The following is a 23,680-nucleotide window of genomic DNA, read 5'->3' on the forward strand; positions in this document are numbered from 1 at the left end:
TCAAGTGCGTAGAATGAAAGTGAGGAGTATGTATGGAGTTAGGAGAGACTGTGATTGCGATACTAGCAGCGGGAGCACTTTTGTTATACGGCACGTTAGAGCTTTGGTTTGCGCCTCGTAATTCTTCTTTTTTTAGAGGGTGGAAGCGAAAACTAGCCGTCATTTTACCGTTATATGCGGTTACATTCGGCATATGGTTCGTGTTTTTTTCGTAACAAAAAGTCTTACAAAAAGGAGGAATGAAAAATGGAAATCAATTCATACCTCATTCGGTTTTCATGTATGCTGATGCTCATGTTTGGAGGGTTATTTATTATACGGTATGTAAAAACAGGGGACTTTTATTTAGATCAGCTTCTTGTCTTTGGAGCGGGTTTTGTTCTGTTTATCGGCTCACTTATTTGGAAAAGAAAACATCAGCAGCAAGGAAATAGAAAAGCTTGTTAAACGTATAAAAATGTGACAGTATAAAACAGAGAAAAAACGTAATCTCGTAATCGTACCATTGGCTACGAGCTGCTGCTGGAGGAAAAGAAAATGAATGTACCTAATTGCCCAAGCTGTCAATCACAGTATACATATGAAGATGGAAACCTGTTCATCTGCCCGGAGTGTGCGCATGAATGGGGTCAAGATGAAAAAGCAGAAGGCACGGAAGAACAGCTTACTGTAAAAGATGCAAACGGTAATGCTTTAAAAGACGGAGATTCAGTTACTGTCATCAAAGACTTAAAAGTAAAAGGAAGCTCATCGGTTGTAAAAATCGGAACAAAAGTAAAAAGTATTCGTTTAGTAGAAGGCGATCATAACATCGACTGCAAAATTGATGGATTTGGAGCAATGAGCTTAAAATCTCAGTTTGTGAAAAAAGCATAACAATAAAAAAAGTCAGGATGAAGAAGACTTTCATCCTGACTTTTTTTATGCATTTTAACGGGTAAGGTGAAATATATAGACCATTTTGTCTATTTTAGAAGGAATTTAGTCAAATGTCCCGAACTTACTTAAAGTGTCTGAGGATTTGGATATTAATGGAATGGATATCCGTTTCATGAAGACAAAAGGGAGGGAGAAATGTGAAAAAGTTTTTAGCGTTTCAAATTTTAATTGCATTAGTAATTGGAGCTGTTATCGGGCACTTCTTTCCGGACTTCGGGATGGCTTTAAGACCGGTAGGGGACGGGTTTATCCGCCTCATTAAAATGATTGTGGTGCCGATTGTCTTTTCAACCATCGTCATAGGTGCTGCGGGAAGCGGCAGTATGAAACAAATGGGGAGTCTAGGCTTAAAGACGATTATATGGTTTGAAGTGATTACTACTCTCGTGTTAGCACTGGGACTTCTGTTAGTTAATTTGCTAAAGCCCGGAGTAGGTCTTGATCTTTCTCATCTTGTTAAAAAAGATATCGGTGAGTTGTCTCAGTACACCGACAAAGTCGTGGACTTTAAACAAATGATTTTAAACATCATTCCAACGAATATCGTCGATGTGATGGCAAAAAATGATTTGCTGGCTGTGATTTTCTTTGCTATTTTATTCGGTGTTGCCGCTTCAGGAGTTGGTAAAGCATCCGAACCGGCAATGAAATTTTTTGAATCCACCGCTAAAATTATGTTTAAGCTAACGCAAATTGTTATGGTCACAGCGCCTCTTGGTGTACTAGCGCTAATGGCCGCATCTGTAGGGCAATACGGCATTGTACTTCTGCTTCCAATGCTGAAGCTAATTGGAACCGTCTTTTTGGGTCTTTTTATTATTTTATTTGTTTTATTTCCGCTTGTTGGGTTTTTGTTCAAATTCAACTATTTTGAAGTATTCAAAATGATTTGGGACTTGTTTCTTATTGCCTTTTCAACAACAAGTACAGAAACGGTGCTGCCACAGCTGATGGAGCGGATGGAAAAGTACGGATGCCCTAAACGAGTGGTGTCGTTCGTTATTCCGTCGGGCCTGTCGTTAAACTGTGATGGCTCCACGCTATATTTATCCGTTTCATGCGTCTTTTTAGCACAGGCTTTTAACATCGATATGCCATTAACTCAGCAATTATTTATGATGCTTATACTGGTGATGACAAGTAAAGGAATTGCGGCTGTCCCGTCAGGTTCACTTGTTGTGCTTTTAGCTACAGCCAACGCAGTAGGTCTTCCGGCTGAAGGAGTCGCAATTATTGCAGGAGTGGACCGCATCATGGATATGGCCAGAACAGGAGTCAATGTTCCAGGCCACGCCATTGCCTGTATCGTCGTCTCAAAATGGGAAAAAGTATTTCGAACCCAAACGCCAATTCCGCCCGGGTCGCACACGGAATCTCTATAAAGTGAACCCCCGCTTTAGTCCATAAAGCGGGGGTTTTTTGTTAAATCTCCAAACATTTATTAACGATGTAGACTAGAGTAATTTGCCATACTCAGCCCTCCTCAAAAAAAGAGCACGAGCCGCTTAAGTCTAAAAAAATGCCCTGTGACTGTTTTATGGTCACAGGGCATTTTTTTAGATGAATGTTCACAAAATGTTCACTTACGAAGAAGGAAGATAAAAAGCTATACTAAGCCAAGTAAAAAAGATGAAAAGGATGAGGAATGTGCCAACAACTAAAAAAGAAAGTATGTATTTTGGAATGATGATGTGCGGAGGGATGGTGCTTGTGATGACGATGTATAACATGTTAATGAATGATGTCATCGGGCATATCACACTCGCAGAAGGTATTTTGAACTTGGTTATCACATTTGTAGTTGCCATGATTATCGAAACTTTCTTAGTAGGTCCCGTAGCAAAAAAAGTTGCATTTTCACTGCCGTTTGATAAGTCTAAACAGTTAAAAGTCGTGTTGATTTTATCGTCATGTATGGTTATTGGAATGGTGCTTTCCATGTCTGTATACGGATTAATTACGATGTCACTTACGAAAGGTTTAGACGGAGAGCCGCTTCTTTCAAGCTATGCATTGATCGTGATGAAAAACTTTATCGTAGCCTACCCGCTTCAGCTTCTCATCATGGGACCTCTAGTTCGCTTATTGTTCATGAAGTTTGTGAAAAAGAATCCGGCAGCTGCTTAAGTCAAAACCCTAAGAGCGCCTATTTTCTTAGGGCTTTGTTATGCAAAGCTGTTCGGTAAGAAGAGAAGAAAGTCACTAAATGACAAGTGATTTGGCGTTATTTATTTAGAAATACTTACTCTTTAAAACGTTTCAAAGCCATACTCCCGGGTACACACAACATTAATGAGGAGGAGATAGTATGGAAGCAAAAGCAAAGAATGTTGTGGGGGTATACGAAACGGAACAAGAAGCAATTCAAGCTGTAGAGAGTTTGAAAAAAGAAGGGTATACATCAGAAGAAATATCTATCATCGGCAAACATAAAAAGACCAAAAAAGTTCACAAAGAAACGAATACAAAAGCAGAAGGGGCAGCAACTGGAGCACTTACCGGAGGTACGCTAGGGAGCTTGACCGGAATATTAGCAGGTGCCGGCGCTCTTGCAATCCCGGGAATAGGCCCAATTGTAGCGGCTGGTCCGATTGTAGCTACATTAACAGGTGCGGCAGCTGGTGCGAGCGTAGGAGGTCTGTCTGGTATTTTAGTCGGTATGGGAATTCCAAAACAGCAGGCCGAACAATATAATGATTCAGTCAAAGAAGGCAGCTTGCTTGTTTTAGTAGATAAAGAAGACTCCGATCATGATGGAAACCCGAAAGCGCCTTTAACAGGAATGATTTTATAGAACGTATGATATGTAAGAGAAAGCTGTCGCAGTGCGACAGCTTTTTTTATGCGCTCGTTTTATTTAAGTGAACTTAACTCACAATAATATTCCATAATAGTTAAAAACATCAAATTATTTCAGGGTATCCTGAAAATAATATGCCTTAAATTATAATGTAATATTATTGTAACAATAATGTATTTATTGTTTTATTTTGGAATTTTAATTTCAGTAAAAGCTTTAACAACGGGATTTTCGCGTAAAACACATCCATAAATTAACTGTAAACTATTATACGAAGTAGAATAATTTTCTAATTATTTTTTAGGAATTAATTTTTAGCAAATTATTCATGTTTGAAAGATGGTTAAAAAGTATATTTCAAAAGTATGTTTACTAAAAAAGTTAAGCAGGTTGTTTAGTAGCATCATTCATTTAGTTAAATTTCGAAAGGAGCTGCTAAAAATGAGTATTCAAAAAAGTACAGATAGTTCAAGTTTAGCAGAAGTGATTGATCGAATTCTCGACAAAGGAATTGTCATCGATGCTTTTGCTCGAGTATCACTCGTAGGAATTGAAATTTTAACGATTGAAGCACGAGTCGTTATTGCCAGTGTTGATACGTGGCTTCGCTACGCAGAAGCCGTCGGGTTATTAACCGACAAAGTAGAAGAAGAAGGGCTGCCTGGCCGAACAGAGGAGCGAGGAGCAGGGCTTAGCTTTTAAGTCTTTTAATCATTAGAAGATTCATTAAATAAATAATAATAAGAGAAAAGAGGATGGAACATGACAACAACTGATCAAAATGAAAAACAACAAAATCAGCAGCAAGAAGAAAAAACACAAAACTCTTTAAATCTTGCCATTTTAGGAGGCGTAGTAGGAGCGGGAATTGGCCTTCTTTCAAGTCCGCAAACGAGTAAAAAAGTACTCAGCCGCTTAGGACAATCAGAAATTATACGTGCAACAGGGCAAGAGTTAAGGCGAAACGCACAGGATATTTTAACGCAGCAAGCAATGGGAGCGTTAAGAGAGACAGCTACAGGCTATCTTGAAAAAGACAATTTAAGCAAGCTGCTGGCTCCTAAAAAGAAAAAAGAAGATACGTCAAATGAACAGGGAGATTCGCAGGAAGAAGCCAGCAAAAGCGCAGAAATGGAAACGTCACAGTACGAAGAGTTAAAAGAAGAAAATAAAAATATGAACGACCAGCTGCAGCGCATTGAAGAGATGCTAAACAAACTCATGGACGCGAAGAAGTAAGACATCCGTCCTGAAGGGGAATTTCATGGATAAAAAAGATGTGGGGAAAGCAGCACTAAAAGCGGGAAAAAAAATAGTTGAGCACACGCCTGAACCTGTTAAGGAAAAAGTAGAAGAAAAGGTTAAAGAAAAAGCAAAAGAAAAGTTTGTCGAAAAAACCGAAGGGAAACTGCAGGAAAAAGCAAATAAAGCGTCAGAAAAACTGCAGGAAACAAAAGAGAAAAACTCACAAAAGGTACACGGCAAAGGAGAAGAAGCAAAAGATAAGCTTCAAGACGTCTTACTATCAGTAAAAGATAAGCTTAGCGATGTGAAAGAAGCTGGAGAAAACTTTCAAGAAAAAGTTTCTTCTTCAGACGATAAAGAAAAGTCAAAAAATAAGCGGAAAATAAAAGGTGTAAATCAGATTAAAAAAGCAACGGATATTAAAAGCTCTACTAAGATTAAAAGTTCCAATGATATTAAATCATCTACTGATTTAAAAACAATGGGATCATGAGCGAAAGGAGAAATGAGATATGTCTATTCAAAAAAGTACTAATAGTTCAAGTTTAGCAGAAGTCATTGACCGTATTTTAGATAAAGGAATTGTTATTGATGCTTTTGCAAGGGTTTCTGTTGTAGGAATTGAAATTTTAACGATTGAAGCGCGAGTGGTTATTGCCAGTGTTGATACGTGGTTACGCTACGCAGAAGCAGTAGGGCTTCTTCGTGACGACGTAGAAGAAAACGGTCTTCCTGAACGTTCAAATTCAAGTGAAGGACAGCCGCGTTTTAGTATTTAATATGAAGTGGTATGGAACCTTCCTTTTTTGAGGGTGGTTCCAGCTTTTAGATCTAACTATTGGAGGCTACTAAAAATGGAAATTAAAAAAATTATGCAAGCCGTGAACGACTTTTTCGGTGAACACGTAGCTCCTCCTCATAAAATTACCTCGGTGGAAGCTACTGAAGATGAAGGCTGGAGAGTTATTGTTGAAGTCATTGAAGAACGAGAATATATGAAAAAATACGCCAAAGATGAAATGCTCGGAACGTACGAGTGCTTTTTAAATAAAGAAAAAGAAGTCATTTCATTCAAACGACTCGACGTCAGATATAGAAGCGCCATTGGCATTGAAGCATAAACGATAAGATGGCAGGAGGAACGTAAAAATGACCGTCTTAACAGACAAAAGGAAAAAAGGCAGTGGAGCTTTTATACAAGATGACGAGACAAAAGAGGTTCTTTCAAGAGCGCTGAGCTATTTAAAATCCGGCTATTCCATTCATTTTACAGGTCCTGCCGGCGGAGGCAAAACCTCTTTAGCGCGAGCGCTTGCTAAAAAGAGAAAGCGTCCTGTAATGCTGATGCACGGGAATCACGAGCTCAACAACAAAGATTTAATTGGCGATTTTACGGGATACACGAGCAAAAAAGTGATTGATCAGTATGTTCGTTCTGTTTATAAAAAAGATGAACAAGTGAGTGAAAACTGGCAGGATGGGCGATTGCTTGAAGCTGTAAAAAATGGCTATACGCTGATTTACGACGAATTTACTCGGTCTAAGCCTGCAACGAATAATATCTTTTTATCAATATTAGAAGAAGGCGTGCTGCCGCTGTATGGAGTAAAAATGACCGATCCTTTTGTGCGCGTGCACCCTGATTTTCGCGTCATCTTCACAAGCAACCCAGCTGAGTATGCCGGCGTATATGATACGCAAGATGCGCTTCTTGACAGGTTAATTACCATGTTTATTGATTATAAAGACATCGACAGAGAGACAGCGATTTTAACGGAAAAAACGGACGTAGAAGAAGACGAAGCGCGCACAATTGTAACGCTCGTCACAAACGTGCGAAGCCGCTCTGGAGACGAAAACAGCAGCGGACTCAGCCTGCGGGCTTCGCTTATGATCGCTACCCTTTCCACGCAGCAAGACATTGCTATCGATGGAAATGACGAAGATTTTCAAACGTTATGTATGGATATTTTGCATCATCCGCTTACCAAATGTTTGGATGAAAAAAATGCAAAAAGCAAAGCCGAAAAAATCATTTTAGAAGAATGTAAGAATATAGACACTGAAGAAAAGTAAAGGAGCTTGAAAACATGAGTGAAACAAACGAAACAGGTATTTATATTTTTAGCGCCATTCAAACGGATAAAGACGCAGATTTTGGATCGGTAGAAGTAGAAGGAACAAAAGCTGAAACGTTTTTGATTCGCTACAAAGACGCGGCGATGGTAGCAGCTGAAGTACCGATGAAAATTTATCATCCTAATCGCCAAAATTTATTAATGCATCAAAACGCAGTAGCAGCGATTATGGACAAGAACGATACGGTTATTCCAATCAGCTTTGGGAATGTATTCAAATCAAAAGAAGACGTAAAAGTTCTTTTGGAAAACCTTTATCCGCAGTTTGAAAAACTGTTTCCAGCGATCAAAGGAAAAATTGAAGTCGGTTTAAAAGTAATTGGGAAAAAAGAATGGCTTGAGAAAAAAGTAAACGAAAATCCTGAACTTGAAAAAGTATCAGCATCCGTAAAAGGAAAATCAGAAGCAGCGGGTTATTATGAGCGCATTCAACTTGGGGGAATGGCTCAAAAGATGTTTACTTCCCTGCAAAAAGAAGTTAAGGCAGATGTGTTTTCTCCGCTTGAAGAAGCAGCGGAAGCGGCAAAAGCAAATGAGCCAACGGGCGAAACGATGCTTTTAAACGCGTCTTTCTTAATTAACCGAGAAGATGAAGCGAAGTTTGATGAAAAAGTGAATGAAGCGCATGAAAACTGGAAAGACAAAGCCGATTTTCATTACAGCGGTCCTTGGCCTGCTTATAATTTTGTAAACATTCGCCTAAAAGTAGAAGAGAAATAACGTGCTTCACAAATTAGTAACCGCACCTATTAATCTTGTAGTGAAAATCGGCGAAAAAGTACAGGAAGAAGCTGATAAACAGCTATATGACCTTCCGACGATTCAGCAAAAACTCATTCAGCTTCAAATGATGTTTGAGCTTGGTGAAATTCCGGAAGAAGCGTTTCAAGAAAAAGAAGATGAATTGTTAATGAGGTACGAAATCGCGAAGCGCAGAGAAATTGAACAATGGGAAGAGCTAACAAAAAAAAGAAATGAGGAATCCTAGATGGGAGAATTACTGTATTTATACGGTTTAATTCCAACAAAAGAAGCAGCAGCCATAGAGCCGTTTCCATCTTATAAAGGGTTTGACGGAGAACATTCACTGTACCCAATAACGATTGATCAGGTGACGGCTGTCGTTTCTAAGCTGGATGCTGACAGCTATTCAGAAGAAGTGATTAAAGAAAAAATGGAGCAGGACATGAGCTGGCTGCAGGAAAAAGCGTTTCACCATCACGAAACGGTAGCCGCTTTGTACGAAGAATTTACGATCATTCCATTAAAATTTTGCACCATTTATAAAAGTGAAGAAAGTCTGCAGGCAGCTATTGAGCTTAACAAAGAAAAGCTAGAGAATTCACTGACGCTGCTTCAAGGAAATGAAGAGTGGAACGTGAAGATTTACTGTGATGATACGGAGCTTAAAAAAGGAATCAGCGAAACGAATGAAAGCGTGAAAGCGAAAAAAGAAGAAATTAGTCACTTATCACCAGGAAGACAGTTTTTTGAAAAGAAAAAAATAGATCAGCTGATTGAAAAAGAATTAGAACTTCACAAAAATAACGTATGTGAAGAGATACATGACAAGCTTAAAGAATTATCGCTTTATGACTCTGTTAAAAAGAATTGGAGCAAGGATGTAACGGGCGCAGCTGAACAGATGGCATGGAACAGCGTGTTTCTTCTCCCATCTCTGCAGATCACTAAGTTCGTAAACGAAATAGAAGAGCTTCAGCAAAAGCTTGAAAATAAAGGCTGGAAATTTGAAGTGACGGGACCATGGCCGCCCTATCATTTCTCGAGCTTTGCGTAAAGTGAGGAATTAACATTATGTCTCTTAAACAATCCATGGAGAATAAAGATATTGCTCTTATTGATATTTTAGATGTCATTTTAGATAAAGGAGTCGCTATTAAAGGAGACTTAATCATTTCCATAGCCGGCGTCGATTTAGTGTATTTGGATTTGCGGGTGCTTATTTCTTCGGTTGAAACGCTTGTACAAGCAAAAGAAGGAAATCGCAAACCCATCACTTCTGAACAATTTGATAAACAAAAGGAGGAATTAATGGATGCAACCGGTCAGCCAAGCAAATGGACGAATCCACTTGGATCCTGATCAAGCTGAACAAGGCTTAGCGCAGCTTGTGATGACAGTTATTGAGCTATTGAGGCAAATCGTTGAACGTCATGCCATGAGGCGGGTGGAGGGTGGAACGTTGACGGATGAACAAATTGAAAACTTAGGAATTGCACTAATGAACTTAGAAGAAAAAATGGACGAGTTGAAAGAGGTGTTCGGTCTGGACGCAGAAGATTTAAATATTGATCTTGGACCGCTAGGCAGCCTGCTTTAAGCGGTCAGTAGGAGGAACAGTATGGCAGTCGAACATAATATGCAGTCAAGTACGATTGTAGATGTGCTCGAAAAGATTTTGGATAAAGGAGTCGTTATAGCGGGGGACATCACCGTAGGAATTGCAGATGTCGAGCTATTAACGATAAAGATCCGCTTGATTGTGGCTTCGGTTGATAAAGCAAAAGAAATCGGCATGGACTGGTGGGAAAATGATCCGTATCTCAGTTCAAAAGGAGCCAATAGTAAAGCGCTCGAAGAAGAAAATAAAATGCTGCATGAGCGGTTAAAAACGCTTGAAGAAAAAATAGAAAAAGAACGTTAAAAACTGTACGCTACTTAAAAAATGGAGGGATTTACAATGGCAACTGAAACTAAATTAAATAACGAACAGGTAGAAAACAAGGAAAACAAAAACAAGGAAAACGGTTCAAAAGAAAAGACCGATTCAAAAGCAAGCAAAACAACAAGCAGCGGGCCAATCAAACGAGCGGTAGCAGGAGGCATCATCGGTGCAACGATTGGATATGTATCGACTCCTGAAAATCGAAAAAGTCTTCTTGACCGCATTGATACAGACGAATTAAAAAGCAAAGCATCCGATTTAGGAACAAAGGTAAAAGAAAAATCAAAAAGCAGCGTGGCCAGCCTGAAAACATCTGCGGGAAGCTTGTTTAAAAAAGATAAAGATAAATCAAAAGATGATGAAGAAAACGTAAATTCTTCTAGTAGCGAAACAGAAGACGATAACGTTCAAGAGTACGACGAGTTAAAAGAAGAAAATCAAACTCTTCAAGACCGTTTATCACAGCTTGAAGAAAAAATGAACATGCTTGTTGAGCTTAGCCTCAATAAAAATCAAGACGAAGAAGCGGAAGATACAGATTCTGACGAAGAAGAGAATGACGAGAACGAAGAAAACGAGCAGGACGATGAAAACGAAGAAGAAACATCTAAGCCTCGTAAAAAGAATAAAAAAGAAGATGAGCAAGAAGAGGAAGAAGAAAGTGAAAGTGACGAAGACAGCGAGGAAGAAGAGGAAGATTCTCGTTCAAACAAAAAAAATAAAAAAGTAAAAACAGAAGAAGACGAAGAAGATGAAAGCGAAGAAGAAAAAAAGGAAGCGAAGCCAAAAAAGTCAACAGCTAAAAAATCAAAAAATACAAAAGCAAAGAAAAACACGGATGAAGAAGATGATGACGCAACATCTCTTTCTAGTGAAGACGACACAACAGCCTAAGGCGTAAAGGAGGAAAGAAATACATGAGTACAGGCCCTTCTTTTTCAACTAAAGACAATACGCTTGAATACTTTGTGAAAGCTTCTAATAAACACGGCTTTTCACTTGATATTTCATTAAATGTAAACGGCGCTGTGATTTCCGGTACCATGATTTCAGCAAAAGAATACTTTGATTACTTAAGCGAAACGTTTGAAGAAGGCAGCGAAGTGGCTCAGGCACTAAGCGAACAATTCTCTTTAGCAAGCGAAGCGAGCGAATCAAACGGAGAAGCAGAAGCCCATTTTATTCATTTGAAAAATACAAAGATCTACTGTGGAGACAGTAAATCCACTCCTTCAAAAGGCAAGATCTTTTGGAGAGGAAAAATAGCAGAAGTAGACGGGTTTTTCTTAGGGAAAATTTCTGATGCAAAATCAACGAGTAAAAAGAGTTCATAACAAACGGCGGGGTGATTGCCCGCCGTTTTTTAGTGATGAGATGTGCAGCTTCTTTTTACTAACAAACGGCTCCGTTTCTGTATCTGCCGCTGTTTGAGGAGTGTTGTCAGGTGTAGAAGTATTTTATACGCTGTATGCCGTGCCGCTGATTAAAAAGTACAGTTCGCTTGTTATCGTTGGCTGGGCAATGGTAATCGGGGGAAGCGTCATAAGCTTTATTCATTCTCCGTAGAAGCTAGAGGTGTCAAGCTTATCACCAATAGTCTATGTCTATCTTTTATTTGTCATTATTTTCGGCACGATGCTTGCTTTTTGGTTTTATGTAGAAAGCCTGCAAAGTCTTTTACCTAAAGAAACGAATTTGCTTGGAAGTTTAGAGCCTTTAGCCGCTGTTATTACAACCGTTGTTTGGCTGAAAGAGCCTTTTGGTTTTTATCAATGGACTGGCACAGCTTGTATTATTGGATTAGTTCTATTACTTACACGAACGAAACAAGCATCTTCTGAGACGACACTTTCAGCATAAATAGGGGCTTGCTAAAAGAAGAAGCAAACCAATGTCACTTTGCCACCGAATCTGTGGACACTCGTTTGACTTTTAAAATCTTTACATATTGAATAAACACTCTTTCTTTTGTAGAGACATTTAATTTAGCAAGTCTTGATGCGTCGTCTCGGTTTTTAGCAGCTTCTACTACAAAAGTTCCTTTGATTTTGGCTTCATCTTTTAGAACGGAATAATGTATTTCGAATTGTTTTGTTTTCGTTTTCTCCATGGTGATAAACTCCTTTGCCTGATAAATTAATGTATTGCTATGAAATAAGCTTTGATAAAAAGGAAGAAAAGAACGTAACATATACTACTAAATCAAATGCAAAGCGGCAGTGACTTTTATCACACCACAACCTAGTATTTCATCTTTTTACCAAAAAAGATAGGGTGTTTTACCGCTGCTCCTTGCAAAAATTTTTATTCTTTCTGCTTGACCTAGAGTTAACTCTATGGTTTATCTTGTAGTAGTATCATTTCAAGGAGGGGCTTTACATGAAGTATCATACAATTGCTAATACTGACTTACACGTATCAAATTTAATTATGGGAAACATGCGTTTAACAGAGCTTTCTTTACAAGAAGCAGAGAAGCTAATCCGCACAGCGATGGAAGAAGAAATTAACTTTTTTGATCATGCTGATATTTACGGTCCTGATTATGTAGGACAATGCGAAGAATATTTTGCAAACGCTATACAAATGAACCCAAGTCTTCGTGAAAAAATGGTGATTCAAAGCAAATGCGGCATTAACGCAGCGGAAAATTACTATGACTTTTCAAAGAAGCATATTATAGACTCTGTTAACGGCAGCTTAGAGCGTTTAAAAACAGATTACTTAGATCTTTTATTACTGCATCGTCCAGATCCACTAATGGACCCTGAAGAAGTAGCAGAAGCATTTAACGAACTGCAAAACAGCGGAAAGGTACGTCACTTTGGTGTATCGAATCACAACCCAGCGCAAATTCAGCTGCTTGAAAAATATATTAACCAAAAGCTTGTCGTAAACCAAGTGCAGTTCAGCATCGCACATACGCCAATCATTGATTCTGGTATTTCGTTAAACATGGGAATTGATCAAGCTGTTAACCGCGACAGCAGCGTGCTTGAATATTGCCGTTTAAACGATATCACGCTTCAAGCGTGGTCGCCGTTCCAAAACGGATTTTTTGAAGGTCCTTTCCTAGGTGATAAAGAGAAATTTGGAAAGCTAAACGAAGTAATTGATCGCATCGCAAGTAAATATAGCGTGACGAATACAGCGATTGCCGTTGCGTGGATTACAACGCATCCTGCAAATATTCAAGTAGTACTTGGTACGACAAATATTCAGCGTATGAAAGATGCAAGCAAAGGTTCAGAAATCAAGTTAACACGCCAAGAATGGTACGATATTTATAAAGCCGCTGGCAACATGGTGCCTTAAGCGCTTTAGTCTCTAAAATAAAACAGGTAACTCCGTTCGAACATGGAACGGAGTTACCTGCGTTTTACGTTAAGAACTACTGGTTAAGCTAGAAAAAGATTTAGCAGCAGCTCAATTATTTTTGTGACGCCAAAACCTAACAAAAAGGCAATAAAACCGCCAATTACAATGGTAAGAATCATGTGAGCAGTATTCATCGTATTCATCCTTTCAGGTTTAAATATATGTTGCTTGCTGCTTGTACAAAAAATCTGCAGCATAAAGAGCTCAATGAAGAAGACTATAAAAGAATAAACCCTCGAGATAACTAGAGGTCAAGACAAACTCATCATGTTTTTGTGAGAAGTTTAAGGTGTAGGAGGAAGCAGTATGACGTATACCATTTCACAAGTTGCAAAGAAATTGAACGTGACAATTTATACCATTCGCTATTATGATAAAGAAGGGCTTTTTCCATTTTTAGATCGTACAGCGTCAGGGAATCGTATTTTTAAAGAACAAGATATTGAATGGATCGATTTAATTTGCTGTTTAAAAAGCACAGGTATGCAAATCAAGGACATTCGGACGCTTATTGAAAACTGTACGCTTGAAAATGCCGTGCTTGATAAAAGTCTGCAAATGTTGATGGATCATAAAAAAGCGGTACAAAAAGAAATCGAAGAAATCCATCACAAGCTTGAGACGATTGATTATAAAATTAAGCACCTGCCGGAAATGTACGAGCGAATTGTTAACAAGCCTTCAAACTAAATAAAAAAGGAAGCGTAAAAATGATCGAAAAAGTAGCACCTCTCACTGAAGAGAATATGCAGCAGTGCATTAACTTGTATATGAATGTATTTACAAAAAAACCTTGGAATGAACCGTGGACAGAGAAATCAGCTAGAGAAAGGCTGACTGATTTACTGAACACACCTAAATTTATGGGCTATTTATTTTATGACCAAGGAGAGTTGATTGGAATGATTGCAGGGCACGCGAAAAAATCATACAGCGGTATGACCTTTTACGTCGCCGATCTTTGCGTCAGCGCAAGCGCGCAGGGAAAAGGGTACGGTTCAGCTATCCTAAGCCGGTTTGAGAACGAACTTCAAAGACACGATATCAACAGCTTGTATCTCTTGACGGCGACTGGAGGAGCTGCACAGGCTTTTTATGAAAGAAACGGCTATACTGTAAATGATCAGCGCGTTGTCTTGAAAAAAACGTTTGTTTAATGTTTAGCATCTACATAGAGCAGGAAGAGAGTTGCAGAGTGACTCTCTTTTTAATTAATCTTTTTATCTATTAATATGTAGAAGAAAAGGAAGTAAGAACAAGAAAAATAAGGTGATGGAAAGAAGCAGACAAGAAACGGCAGATTAAAAAAATCTATTTTTTTATAATGGTTAGTCTTATTATTACCTGGTTCATAAGCACATTTAAAAACAGTGCCCATTATGTGGACACTGCTTTTTCATAATAAAGTGGAAAGCTAGCTTTTGGTAAAAAAATTAGTGGAAATGAAGCTGTTCATCATTATTTCTAATGATTAGCAACCGCCAAATCCTCCCCAGCAAGCACAGCCGATGATGATTAATAAAATGAATAATACGATGATTAAAGCAAAGCCACTGCCAAATCCGCAGCCGCCGCCGTAACCGTAACCGCCATAACCACAGCCACCATAGAAGCCCATATATTTCACCTCCAAGTTCTGAGTACATTTTTAACATATGCCTGAAATGCAAAAGTGCTCCAAAAATATCCAATGATTTGAATGAAAACAAAAAAAGATAAGAAAATAAGATGGACACGGTACTTTTTTTCGCTTTCTACATAGGATGAATCATCCCAAGATCTCATATATGAGCCCCCATGTTATAACGACGCAGGCTAATACAACTTCCTCCTTAGCCTGCGTACATAATGAAGTAGAAGCCGAAGAATTTTTTCTTCGGCTTCTTATTTTTTACTATGAAATAAACACGTTAGTACTTTCCGTATAGCATTCTAAGTCAGGATCCGCTCCTTTTTGTATGTATTAGGTACTAAAGAAAAATCAAGCTCATTTTCATATAAACCTAGTAATTTGTGTTTTTTCGTAATTCTTTTCCCTTATTTTCAGCATAACCAAGATATTTGCCCAAGACAGCGACTAGGTAAATGCATATTCTTGGGTGAAAGCAAAAAAACAAAAAAACGGAGGTTTCTCTTATGAATTCAGAAATGCATTTTTTACCTACTATGTACGCTCAAGATCATCATCAACTTCAACACGCAGATGAAAGGTTTATTGGCAGACCATTTGGCTTTGGCAGACCGTTTGGTTTCGGACGCCCGTTTGGTTTTGGCTTTGGCAGACCATTCGGCTTTGGCTTTGGAGGTCCCTTTTTAGGAGGATTAGCAGGAGGGCTAGTAGCAGGCTCACTGTTATCACCATATGGCTATGGCGGCTACGGCGGCTACGGTTACGGTGGTTACCCGTATGGCGGCTATGGCGGCTACGGCGGTTATGGATTTGGCTGCGGCTGTTAAACGCAAGTAAAAGAAAAATCTCAGAAGAAATATTTTTCACATCATTCTTTTCTATAAAGAAGTCTGTTTTGGAACGTAAGGCTTTATATCCATCCACAGTTAATCAGAGCGTGTACCCCACTTAATATAAAAAACCACCTGGTGATTTTTCAGGTGGTTTTTGCGTGGAATTTTTATGTAGTAAAGAAGTTATATATTTACGCACTTACTGGGGGGCTGTGTCTAAAGCAGAAGATCACGACATGATGTTTACCAATACCTTAGTCGTGCACTTTATATGCTCATGGTATTAAGAGTCATGATTAATTCTATTGTATAGAAGATTAGTTTAATGAATGGCTTCTTTAATCACCTGACCTCTACGTTAATAACCTGCTTACTATCCTCAAAAAGCTTAACCAACATACTTTCATCCTGCTGCATGCAAAAATTAGCTTATATTGGGCATAATAGAGAGAAGAAAGGAGGCGGTTGCATGGATTTATTATCTGGAAACCCTTATTGGCAGACAACTGTAGTAAAGCCGCCTGTATACCCATCTCTAGAGGAAGATATTGAGTGCGATGTTCTTATTATTGGAGGGGGAAGTTCAGGTGCACAATGTGCTTACTATTTATGTGAGCAGGGACTTGATGTTGTGGTTGTTGATAAACGTAAAGCAGGGCATGGGAGTACAATTGTAAATACCTCTCTTATTCAATATTTAGGAGATAAATTGTTTTACGAATTAGTCAACACGTTTGGAGAAGAAAAAACAGTCCGTCATTATAAACTGTGCGAACAGGCTATTACAGATATTGAGGAAGCAGCTAAAAAGCTTCCGATTAATGCAGAATTTATAAGAAGAGACAGCTTGTATTATGCAAGTTATGAAGAAGATATCACGAAGATAAATAAAGACTACTTTTATATGCAAAAGCATGGATTTGAAGCTGAAATCTTATCAGAAGAACAAATTGAAAAAGACTATGGATTTAAAAAACGAATGGCAATGCTTATTAAAAATGATGCAGAGCTGAACCCTTACAGCTTTACACTCGGTCTGTTGGAGTATGGAAAACAGCATGGGGTTCGGATGTTTGAAGAAACAGAAATTGTCGGTCAAAAGTTAGAAAAAGATGAAGCTGTATTTTTCACTAAAAATAAATCACAAATCAAAGCTAAACATGTCATTATGGCAGGAGGCTATGAAAATCAAGAATTTAAGAGAGAGAAAAAAGCTGTACTCACAAGTTCCTATGCTATCGTTACGACTCCTGTAAAGGAGTTTACAGGATGGAAAAATCGAAATTTAATTTGGGAAACCGCTCGACCGTATATTTACATGAGAACAACTTCCGATAATCGAGTCATTATAGGCGGTCTTGATGAAAGTACGATTGTACCGCAAGAACGTGATGCTAAACTCGTTCATAAAAGAGACAAACTTTTAAAAGAGTTCAATAAGCTTTTTCCTCATCTTCAAGTCGAAGCTGATTATTACATAAGTGCTTATTACGGAGGCACTCATGACGGCCTTCCCCTTATCGGAATATATGACGAAATGCCTAACTGTTACTTTCTAAGCGGATATGGAGATAACGGAACGGTGTATAATATGGTGCTAGCTAAAATCATAGCAGAACATATCACAACGCAGAAAAGCAGTGATTTAGAACTTTACATTCAAACAAGGAAAGTTTAATATGTGAGAAAATGGAAGGTTTTTAAAAAAGCCTTCTTTTTTTACATATATTTCTTGAAGTAGAGGAGAGGCATAGTATGATAGAGGGTCACGCTATTTATTTACGCCCGTTAGCTGTCAGCGATGCGCACGACAGCCTTCGGTTGCAAAAGGACAATCGCGGCTTTTTTGAACAGTTTTCTATGATTCGAGAGCATTCTTTTTATACGTTGGAAAGCCAAGTAGAAAAAATTCAGCGTCACGAAGAGAATAGAAAAAACGATGAAGAATACTATTTTGGACTTTTTCAAAAAGAGAATAATAAGCTGATTGGCACCATTAGTCTTTTTCAAGTGCTGCGCGGATCTTTACAAAGCGCGTTTATCGGCTATTTTCTAGATCAGCATCATAATGGAAAAGGGTACGCAACAGAAGCCGTAAAAGCGCTCGTTGGCTATGCGTTTGAAGAGCTGCATCTTCACCGCATTGAAGCCGGCGTCATGCCACGTAATTTGCCTTCTCAGCGCGTACTTGAAAAAGCAGGGTTTCATAGGGAAGGAATTGCTAGAAAAAATGTAAATATTAACGGCATATGGGAAGACCATCAAGTCTTGGCTATCCTTAACCCTAATGATGAAATAGAAGAAATAAACGAGTTCTTAAAATTTTGATATACGTTTTTACATTTAAAATTTATAATGAGAATAAGAGAATAGAACAGTCTATATTTAAATAGTAGGTGACTAAGGTAATGGAAGAGAGGAACATCAATGAAAAAGCCGTTTGGGATGTATTGCAGATGGCTAGCGAAGTAGTCGGAAGCAGGACGCTGTTTGTAGGGATTTTCGACGAACAATTTTCAGTTATGAAAGCCTTTAATAAAGAAGGGGGAAGCCTTGTAGAGGATGGACTGACGCTGCCGTTAGAGCTTGCGGTATGCAACTTAGTCACGTGTGATGAACCCCTTGTTATTCCCAATACAAAACGCGATGTTAGAACGTCTAATTTAGCCATCATTGATGGTGCCCGGGTGGGTTCTTATTTAGGAACACCGATTGTGCTGGAAGACGGGAGAATGTTTGGTACTTTATGCGCGGTCGATCCGGATCCTTATCAGTTTAGCGAAAGTGAAATTCAAGGGTTAAACCGGCTGGCTGGTATTTTGTCTCATATTATTTATAAAAATCAGGCGGCTGTTTTGCCGAAAATTGAAGAGAAAATTCTGCAGCTTGATAAACTGGCGCTGGTAGGGCAGCTAGCAGCAGGGTTAGCGCATGAGATTCGAAATCCGATGCAGTCGGTGCGCGGTTTTATTCAATTTTTATTTAATGAAAATGAACAGGCAGAGCCTTTTCAAAAAATTGTTCTTGATGAACTGGACCGTATGAATGAACTCATTAATAACTTCTTGCTTGTTACGCAGCCAACAGCGCCCAAAAAAGAAATCGTATCGATTGTAGAAGTTATTCATGACACCGTTGCTTTCTTGAAAAGTGAAGCTGCGCTGTATAATGTCGAAATGAACGTAAGAATAGAAGGAGCCATTCCGCTTGTATCAATCGATCCTGCTCAAATGAGACAAGTGTTTATGAATCTTTTGAAAAACGCCATTGAAGCAATGGAGAAAAAGAAACGCGGGGAAGTAAATCTTATTATCAAAGAATGGGAAGATTGGGCTCTTATTGACATTCAAGATACCGGTTCTGGGATTCCGCTATCCATTATTAATAAAGTAGGAAATCCATTTTTCTCAACAAAAGATGGAACAGGCATGGGGTTAGGGCTTTCTATTTGTAAAACGATCATCAACGAACATAATGGTACGCTTGCGATTGAAAGTGATGAGAACGGGACAGTAGTGACGGTGAAGCTGCCTTTGACGCTTTAAGATAAAACAAAAAAGAAAGGAGAGTAAGCACTCATCCTTTCTTTTTTTGCTGACCTTTTTAATATGCTGAACTGTCTTCAATCCAGTATTCATAGTCTTCCGCATCTTTTTTATTTAGCTTTTTGCCGTTGATGTAAATTTTGTCCCATTCGTAAATTTGTTTATCCAAATAAACGTTAAATACAATGCGCACATGCTCTTTTTCTGTATAATCGTAGCCGGTAAATTGTACAACGTGATGACGGCCTTCTTGCTTGATGTAGCTCCATTTTGGATGGTCAGTATACGTTTCAAGCGTGGATGCTTCGTCGCCGTAGCGAACTACATCTTTAATATTCGTTTTTGTTGGTAAAAATGATAATCCTGCTCCGACTCCAAAACTAATCACAAGCGCTAAGATGCTTAAACCAATAGCAATTCCGATGTGAGTGCCGCCTTTAATTTGCAAATAAGCTTCTTTCCGCTGCTCCGGCTGAGCTTCGGCTCGAGCTAACACGTTTTTAACGTGCTTATAATACCAGCGGTTGGCACATAGCCCCGTAATAAGTGAAGCACCGCCGAATACAATTGCATCGGACCACTCTGGTATGTCTACAAAGCACAAAAGGGAAAACCAAATTACCTCAATAAGCGTTAAAATAAAAAAGTGCTTATACATTTTTCGGTATGCAAACCAAGCGCTTGTCAGAAAAAAGGCTGCCCAGTTCCACGTGTTGCTTTTAGCTGGATTGGCTGTTTTTCCCCATTTTAAATCATAATAAGACGTATTCGTTCGAACTACTTTATGCTCTTCTTCAAAAGAAACGAGTTTATTTACTGCTTGTTCTTCCATTTAAAACACCTTTCATTGGTTATAATCTGTCATCTAAAATGACTCTATTATTATACATTATTTCTAGTATTTTTCTATTCTTCCTTAAATTATTTTTAAAGTAAGAATATTTGTGCTATGGGTTTTTCAACAAGAAGTTTCATAAAAAAGAATAATATGGTAGATTTGAAGAAAAAGGAGCTGCTTGAGCATGAATCATTTAAAGAAAGCCCTGCACCAATCGTGGTCAATTCATTCAAGCACAAAGTGGACGGCTGACAATCCTGCCAAAGGACAGTGCGGAGTGACAGCTCTTGTCGTTCAAGATATCAAAGGAGGAGATATTTTAAAAACTCCGTGTAAAGAAGGCTGGCATTTCTATAATCAGCTCAACGCACAGCGCTATGATTTTACACAAGAACAATTTCGTGAGCCTCTCCATTATGCAGACATTTTGTCCAGTCGGAAAGAAGCGTTTATGGATACGAATAAAGAGCAATATGAGGCTTTAAAGAAAAACGTAATGACCCTTCATACATAAAAATTCCCTTTAGAAAGGAACACATTAATGAAAAGTATTCAGTATTCCATTGTTGATGTATTTGCACAGAGAAAATATACGGGAAATCAGCTCGCAGTTTTTAAAGACGCCGGAAGCCTTTTAGACAAAGAGATGCAGCAAATGGCTAAAGAAATTAATTTCTCTGAAACGACGTTTATTACGTCGGCTTCTCCACAAAAAGGAGAATATGACGTACGGATTTTTACGCCTACTGAAGAAGTGCCATTTGCAGGCCATCCGACGCTTGGTACCGCTTATGTTATCCGGGAAGAACTAGAAGAAAAAGATACAGAGGAGCTTACTCTTCATTATAAAGCAGGTCCTACGCCTGTTACATATGATGAACCAAAAGATGTGCTGTGGATGACACAAGGTCAGCCGACGTTTGGGAAAGTGTTAGATAAAAAGCAGGTGGCGGACGTGTTAAACCTTGATGAAGCTTATATCGATATGCGATTTCCCGTTCAAGAAGTATCCACCGGTCTGCCGGTCATCCTTGTCCCGTTAACATCATTAGAAGCAGCTAAAGAGATAAACGTAGACAAAGAAAAATATTTCAAGCTGATAGAAAACACTGAAGCAAAAGCAATTATGGTCTTTTCACCGGAAACCTATCACGAAGATCATCACGTAAATGTGCGAGATTTTGCGGACTATTACGGCGTTCCAGAAGATGCAGCAACCGGCAGCGCCAACGGCTGTTTGGCAGCATATTTAGTTAAATACGGTTATTTTAATCAGCAAACCATTGACATATGTGTAGAACAAGGATACGAAATAGGAAGACCTTCACTGCTGTATGTAAAAGCTAGTTATGACGGAGAAACTTTTCACATTAAAGTAGGCGGAAAAGTAGAGATGATTGCGCGCGGTGAATGGATTTTGTAACAAGCTGTTCATCTGCTGTTCACAATAAGTCTCTACCCTAATAAAAACGCAATAGGACTACGGCGTTTGGTTACACTAGTAAACAGATAGAAAGTGAAAGAATAAATGATGGCGGCCAAAAGGCCGCCATTTTAAATGGTTCATAAAAGGAGTGGTAGAAAAAATGATTCACATTTTACTGGCGGATGACGATGAGCATATGCGGCAATTAGTTCGTCACTATTTGCAGCTTGAAGGCTATATGGTGCATGAAGCAAAAGACGGGGAAGAAGCTTCGGGTCTGCTTGCTAAGCAGCACATTCATTTAGCCGTTGTCGATATTATGATGCCTCATAAAGACGGATATGAAGTTTGCGAAGAAATACGCAGCTACTATGATTTTCCCATTATTTTATTAACAGCAAAAGATCAGCTTGAAGACAAAGAAAAAGGCTTTTTAGCAGGAACGGATGACTATGTGACAAAGCCGTTTGAACCAAAAGAATTGATTTTCCGAATCAAAGCCCTGCTTCGCCGGTACGAAGTGGTAAATGAAAAGATGATTGTGCTGAACAGCACCTCTATTGACCGAAAAAGCTATGAAGTGCACTGCAGCGGACGACTGTTCATTCTTCCAATGAAAGAATTTGAATTATTAGCTCAGCTCGCGAGCTATCCAGGAAGAATTTTCACAAGAGAAGAATTAATTCATCTGATATGGGGAGCGGATTTTAACGGAGATAACCGTACAATCGATGTACACGTAAAAAGGCTGCGCGAGCGGTTTGAACATACCGATGATTTTGTCATTACGACGGTTCGAGGCGTCGGCTATAAGCTTGAGGTGACGGCAAAATGAAGACGCTCTATTTGCGGATTGTCCTGACAACGATTGCTGTGATGGTATTTAGCAGTCTCCTCGCGTTTATTGTGGCGAACGTTTATTATCAGTACAGCTTAAAACCTTATAACGATCAAAAGCTTACGCGTATGGCAAAAGACATTGCGAGCTTTTACGAAAGCAATAGAGGCGTAGATCAACAGTCTTATTTACAGCATATTAGTAAACTTGGCTATCAAATATATGTAGTGGACAGCACTGGACATGAGACGTTTTACGGACGAGAGTTTAGAAACCAGCGCTTAGAAAAGAGTGCTGTCAAACAAGTGTTAGAAGGCAAAATGTATCACGGAATTGCAAACTTTCCTTCACAGGTGTTTGTGACGGGGTTTTTTGATAATGTGTTAGCTAATACCATCGGCGTGCCGTTAAAAGGAGAGGGTAACAAGCAGCAAGCGCTGTTTATTCGCCCTGATATTCAGCTGCAGTTCGGGGAAATGCGCATTTTTTTCTCGGTCATTTTACTGCTGATGATTGTATTAAGTATTTTGTTTGTACTTATTAGCACGCGTTATTTAGTAAAACCAATCGTCAAGCTAACGGAAGCAACAAAGCAAGTGGCGAAAGGAAAATACAACGTTGAGCTGTACGTAAAGCGCCGAGACGAAATCGGCGCGCTTGCTTCACATTTTTCCGAAATGGCTAAAAGTTTAGAGCAGCTTGAAGAGATGCGCCAGGAATTTGTATCGAACGTGTCACATGAAATTCAGTCTCCGCTGGCGTCCATTCAAGGATTTTCAAAAACGCTCCGTTCCGCCCATCTTTCTGATGAACAAAGAAATGAGTATCTGTCTATTATTGAAGAAGAAAGCCGGCGCATGTCGTCCCTCAGCAAACAGCTGCTTACGCTTGCTTCACTTGATAAAGAAAGTGAGCATATCGACAAAAGGACGTTTGACGTTGCAGCTCAAATCAAGCAAGTGCTGTTTATGACGGAGTGGAGCTGGCGTGAAAAAGAATTAGCCATTGAAATGGATCTTCCTTCCACGATGATTTCAGGCGATCAAAAACTGCTTCATCAAGTGTGGACAAACCTTATTACAAACAGCGTAAAGTTCACAGAAGAAGGAGGGACGCTGTCTCTTCGCGTTCGTATGGAAGACACGTATTGCCACGTAGAATTTCAAGATACGGGAATCGGCATGTCAAAAGAAAGCCTCCCGCATATTTTCAATCGTTTTTACAAAGAAGATAAAGCAAGAAGTCGGACGGAAGGAAGCAGCGGTCTTGGTTTAGCGATTGTAAAACAAATTGTCGAAATGCACGGAGGTTCCATTCACGTTGAAAGCGAAAAAGGAAAAGGCAGCACTTTTCACGTCTATCTTCCGAAAATGTAATGAGCCGT

34 protein-coding genes and 1 pseudogene are annotated in these 23,680 nt (G+C 39.0%); 32 read left to right on the forward strand and 3 right to left on the reverse strand.

The window, feature by feature from the left end; all coding sequences use genetic code 11:
* The first annotated feature begins 32 nt into the window (after window positions 1-32).
* From MMB69_RS07930 to MMB69_RS08030, 21 genes and pseudogenes are all read left to right on the forward strand, one after another.
* The gene (locus tag MMB69_RS07930) at window positions 33-215 is read left to right on the forward strand and encodes a hypothetical protein (protein ID WP_277447546.1); all 183 of its coding nucleotides are present in this window, start codon (window positions 33-35) and stop codon (window positions 213-215) included.
* Between the two features lie 31 nt (window positions 216-246).
* Window positions 247-447 (forward strand): hypothetical protein, encoded by a 201-nt coding sequence (locus MMB69_RS07935; protein ID WP_014459191.1) that lies wholly within the window; start codon window positions 247-249, stop codon window positions 445-447.
* Between the two features lie 90 nt (window positions 448-537).
* Entirely contained in the window at window positions 538-876 is a 339-nt protein-coding gene (locus MMB69_RS07940; RefSeq protein WP_221784065.1) for a zinc ribbon domain-containing protein YjdM, read from the forward strand.
* A 200-nt stretch (window positions 877-1,076) separates the two neighbouring features.
* Window positions 1,077-2,321 (forward strand): glutamate-aspartate/proton symporter GltP, encoded by a 1,245-nt coding sequence (gene gltP, locus MMB69_RS07945; RefSeq protein WP_277447547.1) that lies wholly within the window; start codon window positions 1,077-1,079, stop codon window positions 2,319-2,321.
* 265 nt (window positions 2,322-2,586) lie between these two features.
* The gene (locus MMB69_RS07950; RefSeq protein ID WP_277447548.1) at window positions 2,587-3,066 is read left to right on the forward strand and encodes a DUF2798 domain-containing protein; all 480 of its coding nucleotides are present in this window, start codon (window positions 2,587-2,589) and stop codon (window positions 3,064-3,066) included.
* 181 nt (window positions 3,067-3,247) lie between these two features.
* On the forward strand, window positions 3,248-3,733 hold the full coding sequence (locus tag MMB69_RS07955) for a general stress protein (protein WP_221784071.1): 486 nt from the start codon (window positions 3,248-3,250) through the stop codon (window positions 3,731-3,733).
* A gap of 447 nt (window positions 3,734-4,180) precedes the next feature.
* Window positions 4,181-4,441, forward strand: coding sequence for a gas vesicle structural protein GvpA (gene gvpA / locus MMB69_RS07960; protein WP_013058000.1), 261 nt, complete (start codon window positions 4,181-4,183; stop codon window positions 4,439-4,441).
* 60 nt (window positions 4,442-4,501) lie between these two features.
* Window positions 4,502-4,978 carry a GvpT/GvpP family gas vesicle accessory protein gene (gene gvpT / locus MMB69_RS07965; protein WP_221784073.1) on the forward strand — a complete coding sequence of 159 codons (477 nt, stop codon included), beginning with the start codon at window positions 4,502-4,504 and terminating at the stop codon, window positions 4,976-4,978.
* 25 nt (window positions 4,979-5,003) lie between these two features.
* Entirely contained in the window at window positions 5,004-5,477 is a 474-nt protein-coding gene (gene gvpQ, locus MMB69_RS07970; protein ID WP_221784075.1) for a gas vesicle protein GvpQ, read from the forward strand.
* A 19-nt stretch (window positions 5,478-5,496) separates the two neighbouring features.
* Window positions 5,497-5,763 carry a gas vesicle structural protein GvpA gene (gvpA, locus tag MMB69_RS07975; protein ID WP_013057997.1) on the forward strand — a complete coding sequence of 89 codons (267 nt, stop codon included), beginning with the start codon at window positions 5,497-5,499 and terminating at the stop codon, window positions 5,761-5,763.
* Window positions 5,764-5,838: 75 nt separating this feature from the next.
* Window positions 5,839-6,105: a gas vesicle protein GvpO gene (gene gvpO / locus MMB69_RS07980; RefSeq protein WP_013057996.1), complete on the forward strand. Its 267-nt coding sequence runs from the start codon at window positions 5,839-5,841 to the stop codon at window positions 6,103-6,105.
* A gap of 28 nt (window positions 6,106-6,133) precedes the next feature.
* Window positions 6,134-7,060, forward strand: a complete 927-nt coding sequence (gene gvpN / locus MMB69_RS07985) for a gas vesicle protein GvpN (protein WP_269871184.1) — start codon at window positions 6,134-6,136, stop codon at window positions 7,058-7,060.
* A 14-nt stretch (window positions 7,061-7,074) separates the two neighbouring features.
* Complete coding sequence (locus MMB69_RS07990) at window positions 7,075-7,842, forward strand: GvpL/GvpF family gas vesicle protein (protein ID WP_277447549.1); 768 nt, start codon at window positions 7,075-7,077, stop codon at window positions 7,840-7,842.
* A gap of 1 nt (window position 7,843) precedes the next feature.
* A complete protein-coding gene (locus tag MMB69_RS07995) occupies window positions 7,844-8,110 on the forward strand; it encodes a gas vesicle protein GvpG (RefSeq protein ID WP_013084016.1) in 267 nt (88 codons plus the stop codon).
* Window positions 8,111-8,920 (forward strand): GvpL/GvpF family gas vesicle protein, encoded by an 810-nt coding sequence (locus MMB69_RS08000; RefSeq protein WP_277447550.1) that lies wholly within the window; start codon window positions 8,111-8,113, stop codon window positions 8,918-8,920.
* A 17-nt stretch (window positions 8,921-8,937) separates the two neighbouring features.
* Window positions 8,938-9,225, forward strand: coding sequence for a gas vesicle protein (locus MMB69_RS08005; RefSeq protein ID WP_013057991.1), 288 nt, complete (start codon window positions 8,938-8,940; stop codon window positions 9,223-9,225).
* Window positions 9,179-9,463 carry a gas vesicle protein K gene (locus tag MMB69_RS08010; RefSeq protein WP_013057990.1) on the forward strand — a complete coding sequence of 95 codons (285 nt, stop codon included), beginning with the start codon at window positions 9,179-9,181 and terminating at the stop codon, window positions 9,461-9,463. The genes MMB69_RS08005 and MMB69_RS08010 overlap by 47 nt, the downstream gene beginning before the upstream one ends.
* Before the next feature lie 21 nt (window positions 9,464-9,484).
* The gene (locus MMB69_RS08015; RefSeq protein WP_277447552.1) at window positions 9,485-9,787 is read left to right on the forward strand and encodes a gas vesicle protein; all 303 of its coding nucleotides are present in this window, start codon (window positions 9,485-9,487) and stop codon (window positions 9,785-9,787) included.
* Between the two features lie 36 nt (window positions 9,788-9,823).
* A complete protein-coding gene (gene gvpT, locus MMB69_RS08020; protein ID WP_277447553.1) occupies window positions 9,824-10,702 on the forward strand; it encodes a GvpT/GvpP family gas vesicle accessory protein in 879 nt (292 codons plus the stop codon).
* A gap of 23 nt (window positions 10,703-10,725) precedes the next feature.
* On the forward strand, window positions 10,726-11,142 hold the full coding sequence (gvpU, locus tag MMB69_RS08025; protein WP_013057987.1) for a gas vesicle accessory protein GvpU: 417 nt from the start codon (window positions 10,726-10,728) through the stop codon (window positions 11,140-11,142).
* A gap of 49 nt (window positions 11,143-11,191) precedes the next feature.
* Window positions 11,192-11,668: pseudogene (locus MMB69_RS08030) on the forward strand (EamA family transporter); the annotation flags it as partial.
* A gap of 34 nt (window positions 11,669-11,702) precedes the next feature.
* Here the strand turns inward: MMB69_RS08030 and MMB69_RS08035 are convergent.
* A complete protein-coding gene (locus MMB69_RS08035; RefSeq protein WP_014459209.1) occupies window positions 11,703-11,918 on the reverse strand; it encodes a hypothetical protein in 216 nt (71 codons plus the stop codon).
* 269 nt (window positions 11,919-12,187) lie between these two features.
* On the opposite strand from MMB69_RS08035, the gene MMB69_RS08040 reads away from it, so the two are divergent.
* The 3 genes from MMB69_RS08040 (at window position 12,188) to MMB69_RS08050 (ending at window position 14,343) form a co-directional block, all read left to right on the forward strand.
* Complete coding sequence (locus tag MMB69_RS08040; protein ID WP_028414523.1) at window positions 12,188-13,123, forward strand: aldo/keto reductase; 936 nt, start codon at window positions 12,188-12,190, stop codon at window positions 13,121-13,123.
* Between the two features lie 369 nt (window positions 13,124-13,492).
* Complete coding sequence (locus MMB69_RS08045) at window positions 13,493-13,876, forward strand: MerR family transcriptional regulator (RefSeq protein WP_025751010.1); 384 nt, start codon at window positions 13,493-13,495, stop codon at window positions 13,874-13,876.
* A gap of 20 nt (window positions 13,877-13,896) precedes the next feature.
* The gene (locus MMB69_RS08050) at window positions 13,897-14,343 is read left to right on the forward strand and encodes a GNAT family N-acetyltransferase (protein WP_221784089.1); all 447 of its coding nucleotides are present in this window, start codon (window positions 13,897-13,899) and stop codon (window positions 14,341-14,343) included.
* Window positions 14,344-14,657: 314 nt separating this feature from the next.
* Here the strand turns inward: MMB69_RS08050 and MMB69_RS08055 are convergent, their stop codons facing one another.
* Entirely contained in the window at window positions 14,658-14,804 is a 147-nt protein-coding gene (locus MMB69_RS08055; RefSeq protein WP_013057978.1) for a YjcZ family sporulation protein, read from the reverse strand.
* 518 nt (window positions 14,805-15,322) lie between these two features.
* On the opposite strand from MMB69_RS08055, the gene MMB69_RS08060 reads away from it, so the two are divergent.
* From MMB69_RS08060 to MMB69_RS08075, 4 genes are all read left to right on the forward strand, one after another.
* On the forward strand, window positions 15,323-15,643 hold the full coding sequence (locus tag MMB69_RS08060) for a hypothetical protein (RefSeq protein ID WP_221784090.1): 321 nt from the start codon (window positions 15,323-15,325) through the stop codon (window positions 15,641-15,643).
* Window positions 15,644-16,118: 475 nt separating this feature from the next.
* Entirely contained in the window at window positions 16,119-17,327 is a 1,209-nt protein-coding gene (locus MMB69_RS08065) for an NAD(P)/FAD-dependent oxidoreductase (RefSeq protein ID WP_221784092.1), read from the forward strand.
* Between the two features lie 77 nt (window positions 17,328-17,404).
* Window positions 17,405-17,977 (forward strand): GNAT family N-acetyltransferase, encoded by a 573-nt coding sequence (locus tag MMB69_RS08070; protein ID WP_221784094.1) that lies wholly within the window; start codon window positions 17,405-17,407, stop codon window positions 17,975-17,977.
* 80 nt (window positions 17,978-18,057) lie between these two features.
* Window positions 18,058-19,194: a GAF domain-containing sensor histidine kinase gene (locus MMB69_RS08075; protein WP_221784096.1), complete on the forward strand. Its 1,137-nt coding sequence runs from the start codon at window positions 18,058-18,060 to the stop codon at window positions 19,192-19,194.
* A gap of 58 nt (window positions 19,195-19,252) precedes the next feature.
* On the opposite strand, the gene MMB69_RS08080 is transcribed toward MMB69_RS08075, so the two are convergent.
* On the reverse strand, window positions 19,253-20,026 hold the full coding sequence (locus MMB69_RS08080) for a DUF2628 domain-containing protein (RefSeq protein ID WP_269871176.1): 774 nt from the start codon (window positions 20,024-20,026) through the stop codon (window positions 19,253-19,255).
* Window positions 20,027-20,216: 190 nt separating this feature from the next.
* On the opposite strand from MMB69_RS08080, the gene MMB69_RS08085 reads away from it, so the two are divergent.
* From MMB69_RS08085 to MMB69_RS08100, 4 genes are all read left to right on the forward strand, one after another.
* A complete protein-coding gene (locus MMB69_RS08085; protein ID WP_277447554.1) occupies window positions 20,217-20,546 on the forward strand; it encodes a YunG family protein in 330 nt (109 codons plus the stop codon).
* A 27-nt stretch (window positions 20,547-20,573) separates the two neighbouring features.
* Window positions 20,574-21,455, forward strand: a complete 882-nt coding sequence (locus MMB69_RS08090) for a PhzF family phenazine biosynthesis protein (RefSeq protein ID WP_277447555.1) — start codon at window positions 20,574-20,576, stop codon at window positions 21,453-21,455.
* A 163-nt stretch (window positions 21,456-21,618) separates the two neighbouring features.
* Window positions 21,619-22,293, forward strand: a complete 675-nt coding sequence (locus MMB69_RS08095) for a response regulator transcription factor (protein WP_028414515.1) — start codon at window positions 21,619-21,621, stop codon at window positions 22,291-22,293.
* Window positions 22,290-23,672 (forward strand): sensor histidine kinase, encoded by a 1,383-nt coding sequence (locus tag MMB69_RS08100; RefSeq protein WP_277447556.1) that lies wholly within the window; start codon window positions 22,290-22,292, stop codon window positions 23,670-23,672. Before MMB69_RS08095 ends, MMB69_RS08100 begins: the two co-directional genes overlap by 4 nt.
* The last annotated feature ends 8 nt before the right edge of the window (window positions 23,673-23,680 follow it).

The organism is Priestia sp. P5 (assembly GCF_029522155.1).
Taxonomy (GTDB): domain Bacteria; phylum Bacillota; class Bacilli; order Bacillales; family Bacillaceae_H; genus Priestia; species Priestia megaterium_E.

Excerpts from the sequence above, each read along its gene's own strand:
- MMB69_RS07930 (WP_277447546.1), top strand. The coding sequence starts at position 33 with ATGGAGTTAGGAGAGACTGTGATTGCGATACTAGCAGCGGGAGCACTT.
- MMB69_RS07935 (WP_014459191.1), top strand. The coding sequence starts at position 247 with ATGGAAATCAATTCATACCTCATTCGGTTTTCATGTATGCTGATGCTC.
- MMB69_RS07940 (WP_221784065.1), top strand. The coding sequence starts at position 538 with ATGAATGTACCTAATTGCCCAAGCTGTCAATCACAGTATACATATGAA.
- MMB69_RS07955 (WP_221784071.1), top strand. The coding sequence starts at position 3,248 with ATGGAAGCAAAAGCAAAGAATGTTGTGGGGGTATACGAAACGGAACAA.
- gvpA (WP_013058000.1), top strand. The coding sequence starts at position 4,181 with ATGAGTATTCAAAAAAGTACAGATAGTTCAAGTTTAGCAGAAGTGATT.
- gvpT (WP_221784073.1), top strand. The coding sequence starts at position 4,502 with ATGACAACAACTGATCAAAATGAAAAACAACAAAATCAGCAGCAAGAA.
- gvpQ (WP_221784075.1), top strand. The coding sequence starts at position 5,004 with ATGGATAAAAAAGATGTGGGGAAAGCAGCACTAAAAGCGGGAAAAAAA.
- gvpA (WP_013057997.1), top strand. The coding sequence starts at position 5,497 with ATGTCTATTCAAAAAAGTACTAATAGTTCAAGTTTAGCAGAAGTCATT.
- gvpO (WP_013057996.1), top strand. The coding sequence starts at position 5,839 with ATGGAAATTAAAAAAATTATGCAAGCCGTGAACGACTTTTTCGGTGAA.
- gvpN (WP_269871184.1), top strand. The coding sequence starts at position 6,134 with ATGACCGTCTTAACAGACAAAAGGAAAAAAGGCAGTGGAGCTTTTATA.
- MMB69_RS07990 (WP_277447549.1), top strand. The coding sequence starts at position 7,075 with ATGAGTGAAACAAACGAAACAGGTATTTATATTTTTAGCGCCATTCAA.
- MMB69_RS08000 (WP_277447550.1), top strand. The coding sequence starts at position 8,111 with ATGGGAGAATTACTGTATTTATACGGTTTAATTCCAACAAAAGAAGCA.
- MMB69_RS08005 (WP_013057991.1), top strand. The coding sequence starts at position 8,938 with ATGTCTCTTAAACAATCCATGGAGAATAAAGATATTGCTCTTATTGAT.
- MMB69_RS08010 (WP_013057990.1), top strand. The coding sequence starts at position 9,179 with ATGCAACCGGTCAGCCAAGCAAATGGACGAATCCACTTGGATCCTGAT.
- MMB69_RS08015 (WP_277447552.1), top strand. The coding sequence starts at position 9,485 with ATGGCAGTCGAACATAATATGCAGTCAAGTACGATTGTAGATGTGCTC.
- gvpT (WP_277447553.1), top strand. The coding sequence starts at position 9,824 with ATGGCAACTGAAACTAAATTAAATAACGAACAGGTAGAAAACAAGGAA.
- gvpU (WP_013057987.1), top strand. The coding sequence starts at position 10,726 with ATGAGTACAGGCCCTTCTTTTTCAACTAAAGACAATACGCTTGAATAC.
- MMB69_RS08035 (WP_014459209.1), bottom strand. The coding sequence starts at position 11,918 with ATGGAGAAAACGAAAACAAAACAATTCGAAATACATTATTCCGTTCTA.
- MMB69_RS08040 (WP_028414523.1), top strand. The coding sequence starts at position 12,188 with ATGAAGTATCATACAATTGCTAATACTGACTTACACGTATCAAATTTA.
- MMB69_RS08045 (WP_025751010.1), top strand. The coding sequence starts at position 13,493 with ATGACGTATACCATTTCACAAGTTGCAAAGAAATTGAACGTGACAATT.
- MMB69_RS08050 (WP_221784089.1), top strand. The coding sequence starts at position 13,897 with ATGATCGAAAAAGTAGCACCTCTCACTGAAGAGAATATGCAGCAGTGC.
- MMB69_RS08055 (WP_013057978.1), bottom strand. The coding sequence starts at position 14,804 with ATGGGCTTCTATGGTGGCTGTGGTTATGGCGGTTACGGTTACGGCGGC.
- MMB69_RS08060 (WP_221784090.1), top strand. The coding sequence starts at position 15,323 with ATGAATTCAGAAATGCATTTTTTACCTACTATGTACGCTCAAGATCAT.
- MMB69_RS08065 (WP_221784092.1), top strand. The coding sequence starts at position 16,119 with ATGGATTTATTATCTGGAAACCCTTATTGGCAGACAACTGTAGTAAAG.
- MMB69_RS08070 (WP_221784094.1), top strand. The coding sequence starts at position 17,405 with ATGATAGAGGGTCACGCTATTTATTTACGCCCGTTAGCTGTCAGCGAT.
- MMB69_RS08075 (WP_221784096.1), top strand. The coding sequence starts at position 18,058 with ATGGAAGAGAGGAACATCAATGAAAAAGCCGTTTGGGATGTATTGCAG.
- MMB69_RS08080 (WP_269871176.1), bottom strand. The coding sequence starts at position 20,026 with ATGGAAGAACAAGCAGTAAATAAACTCGTTTCTTTTGAAGAAGAGCAT.
- MMB69_RS08085 (WP_277447554.1), top strand. The coding sequence starts at position 20,217 with ATGAATCATTTAAAGAAAGCCCTGCACCAATCGTGGTCAATTCATTCA.
- MMB69_RS08090 (WP_277447555.1), top strand. The coding sequence starts at position 20,574 with ATGAAAAGTATTCAGTATTCCATTGTTGATGTATTTGCACAGAGAAAA.
- MMB69_RS08095 (WP_028414515.1), top strand. The coding sequence starts at position 21,619 with ATGATTCACATTTTACTGGCGGATGACGATGAGCATATGCGGCAATTA.
- MMB69_RS08100 (WP_277447556.1), top strand. The coding sequence starts at position 22,290 with ATGAAGACGCTCTATTTGCGGATTGTCCTGACAACGATTGCTGTGATG.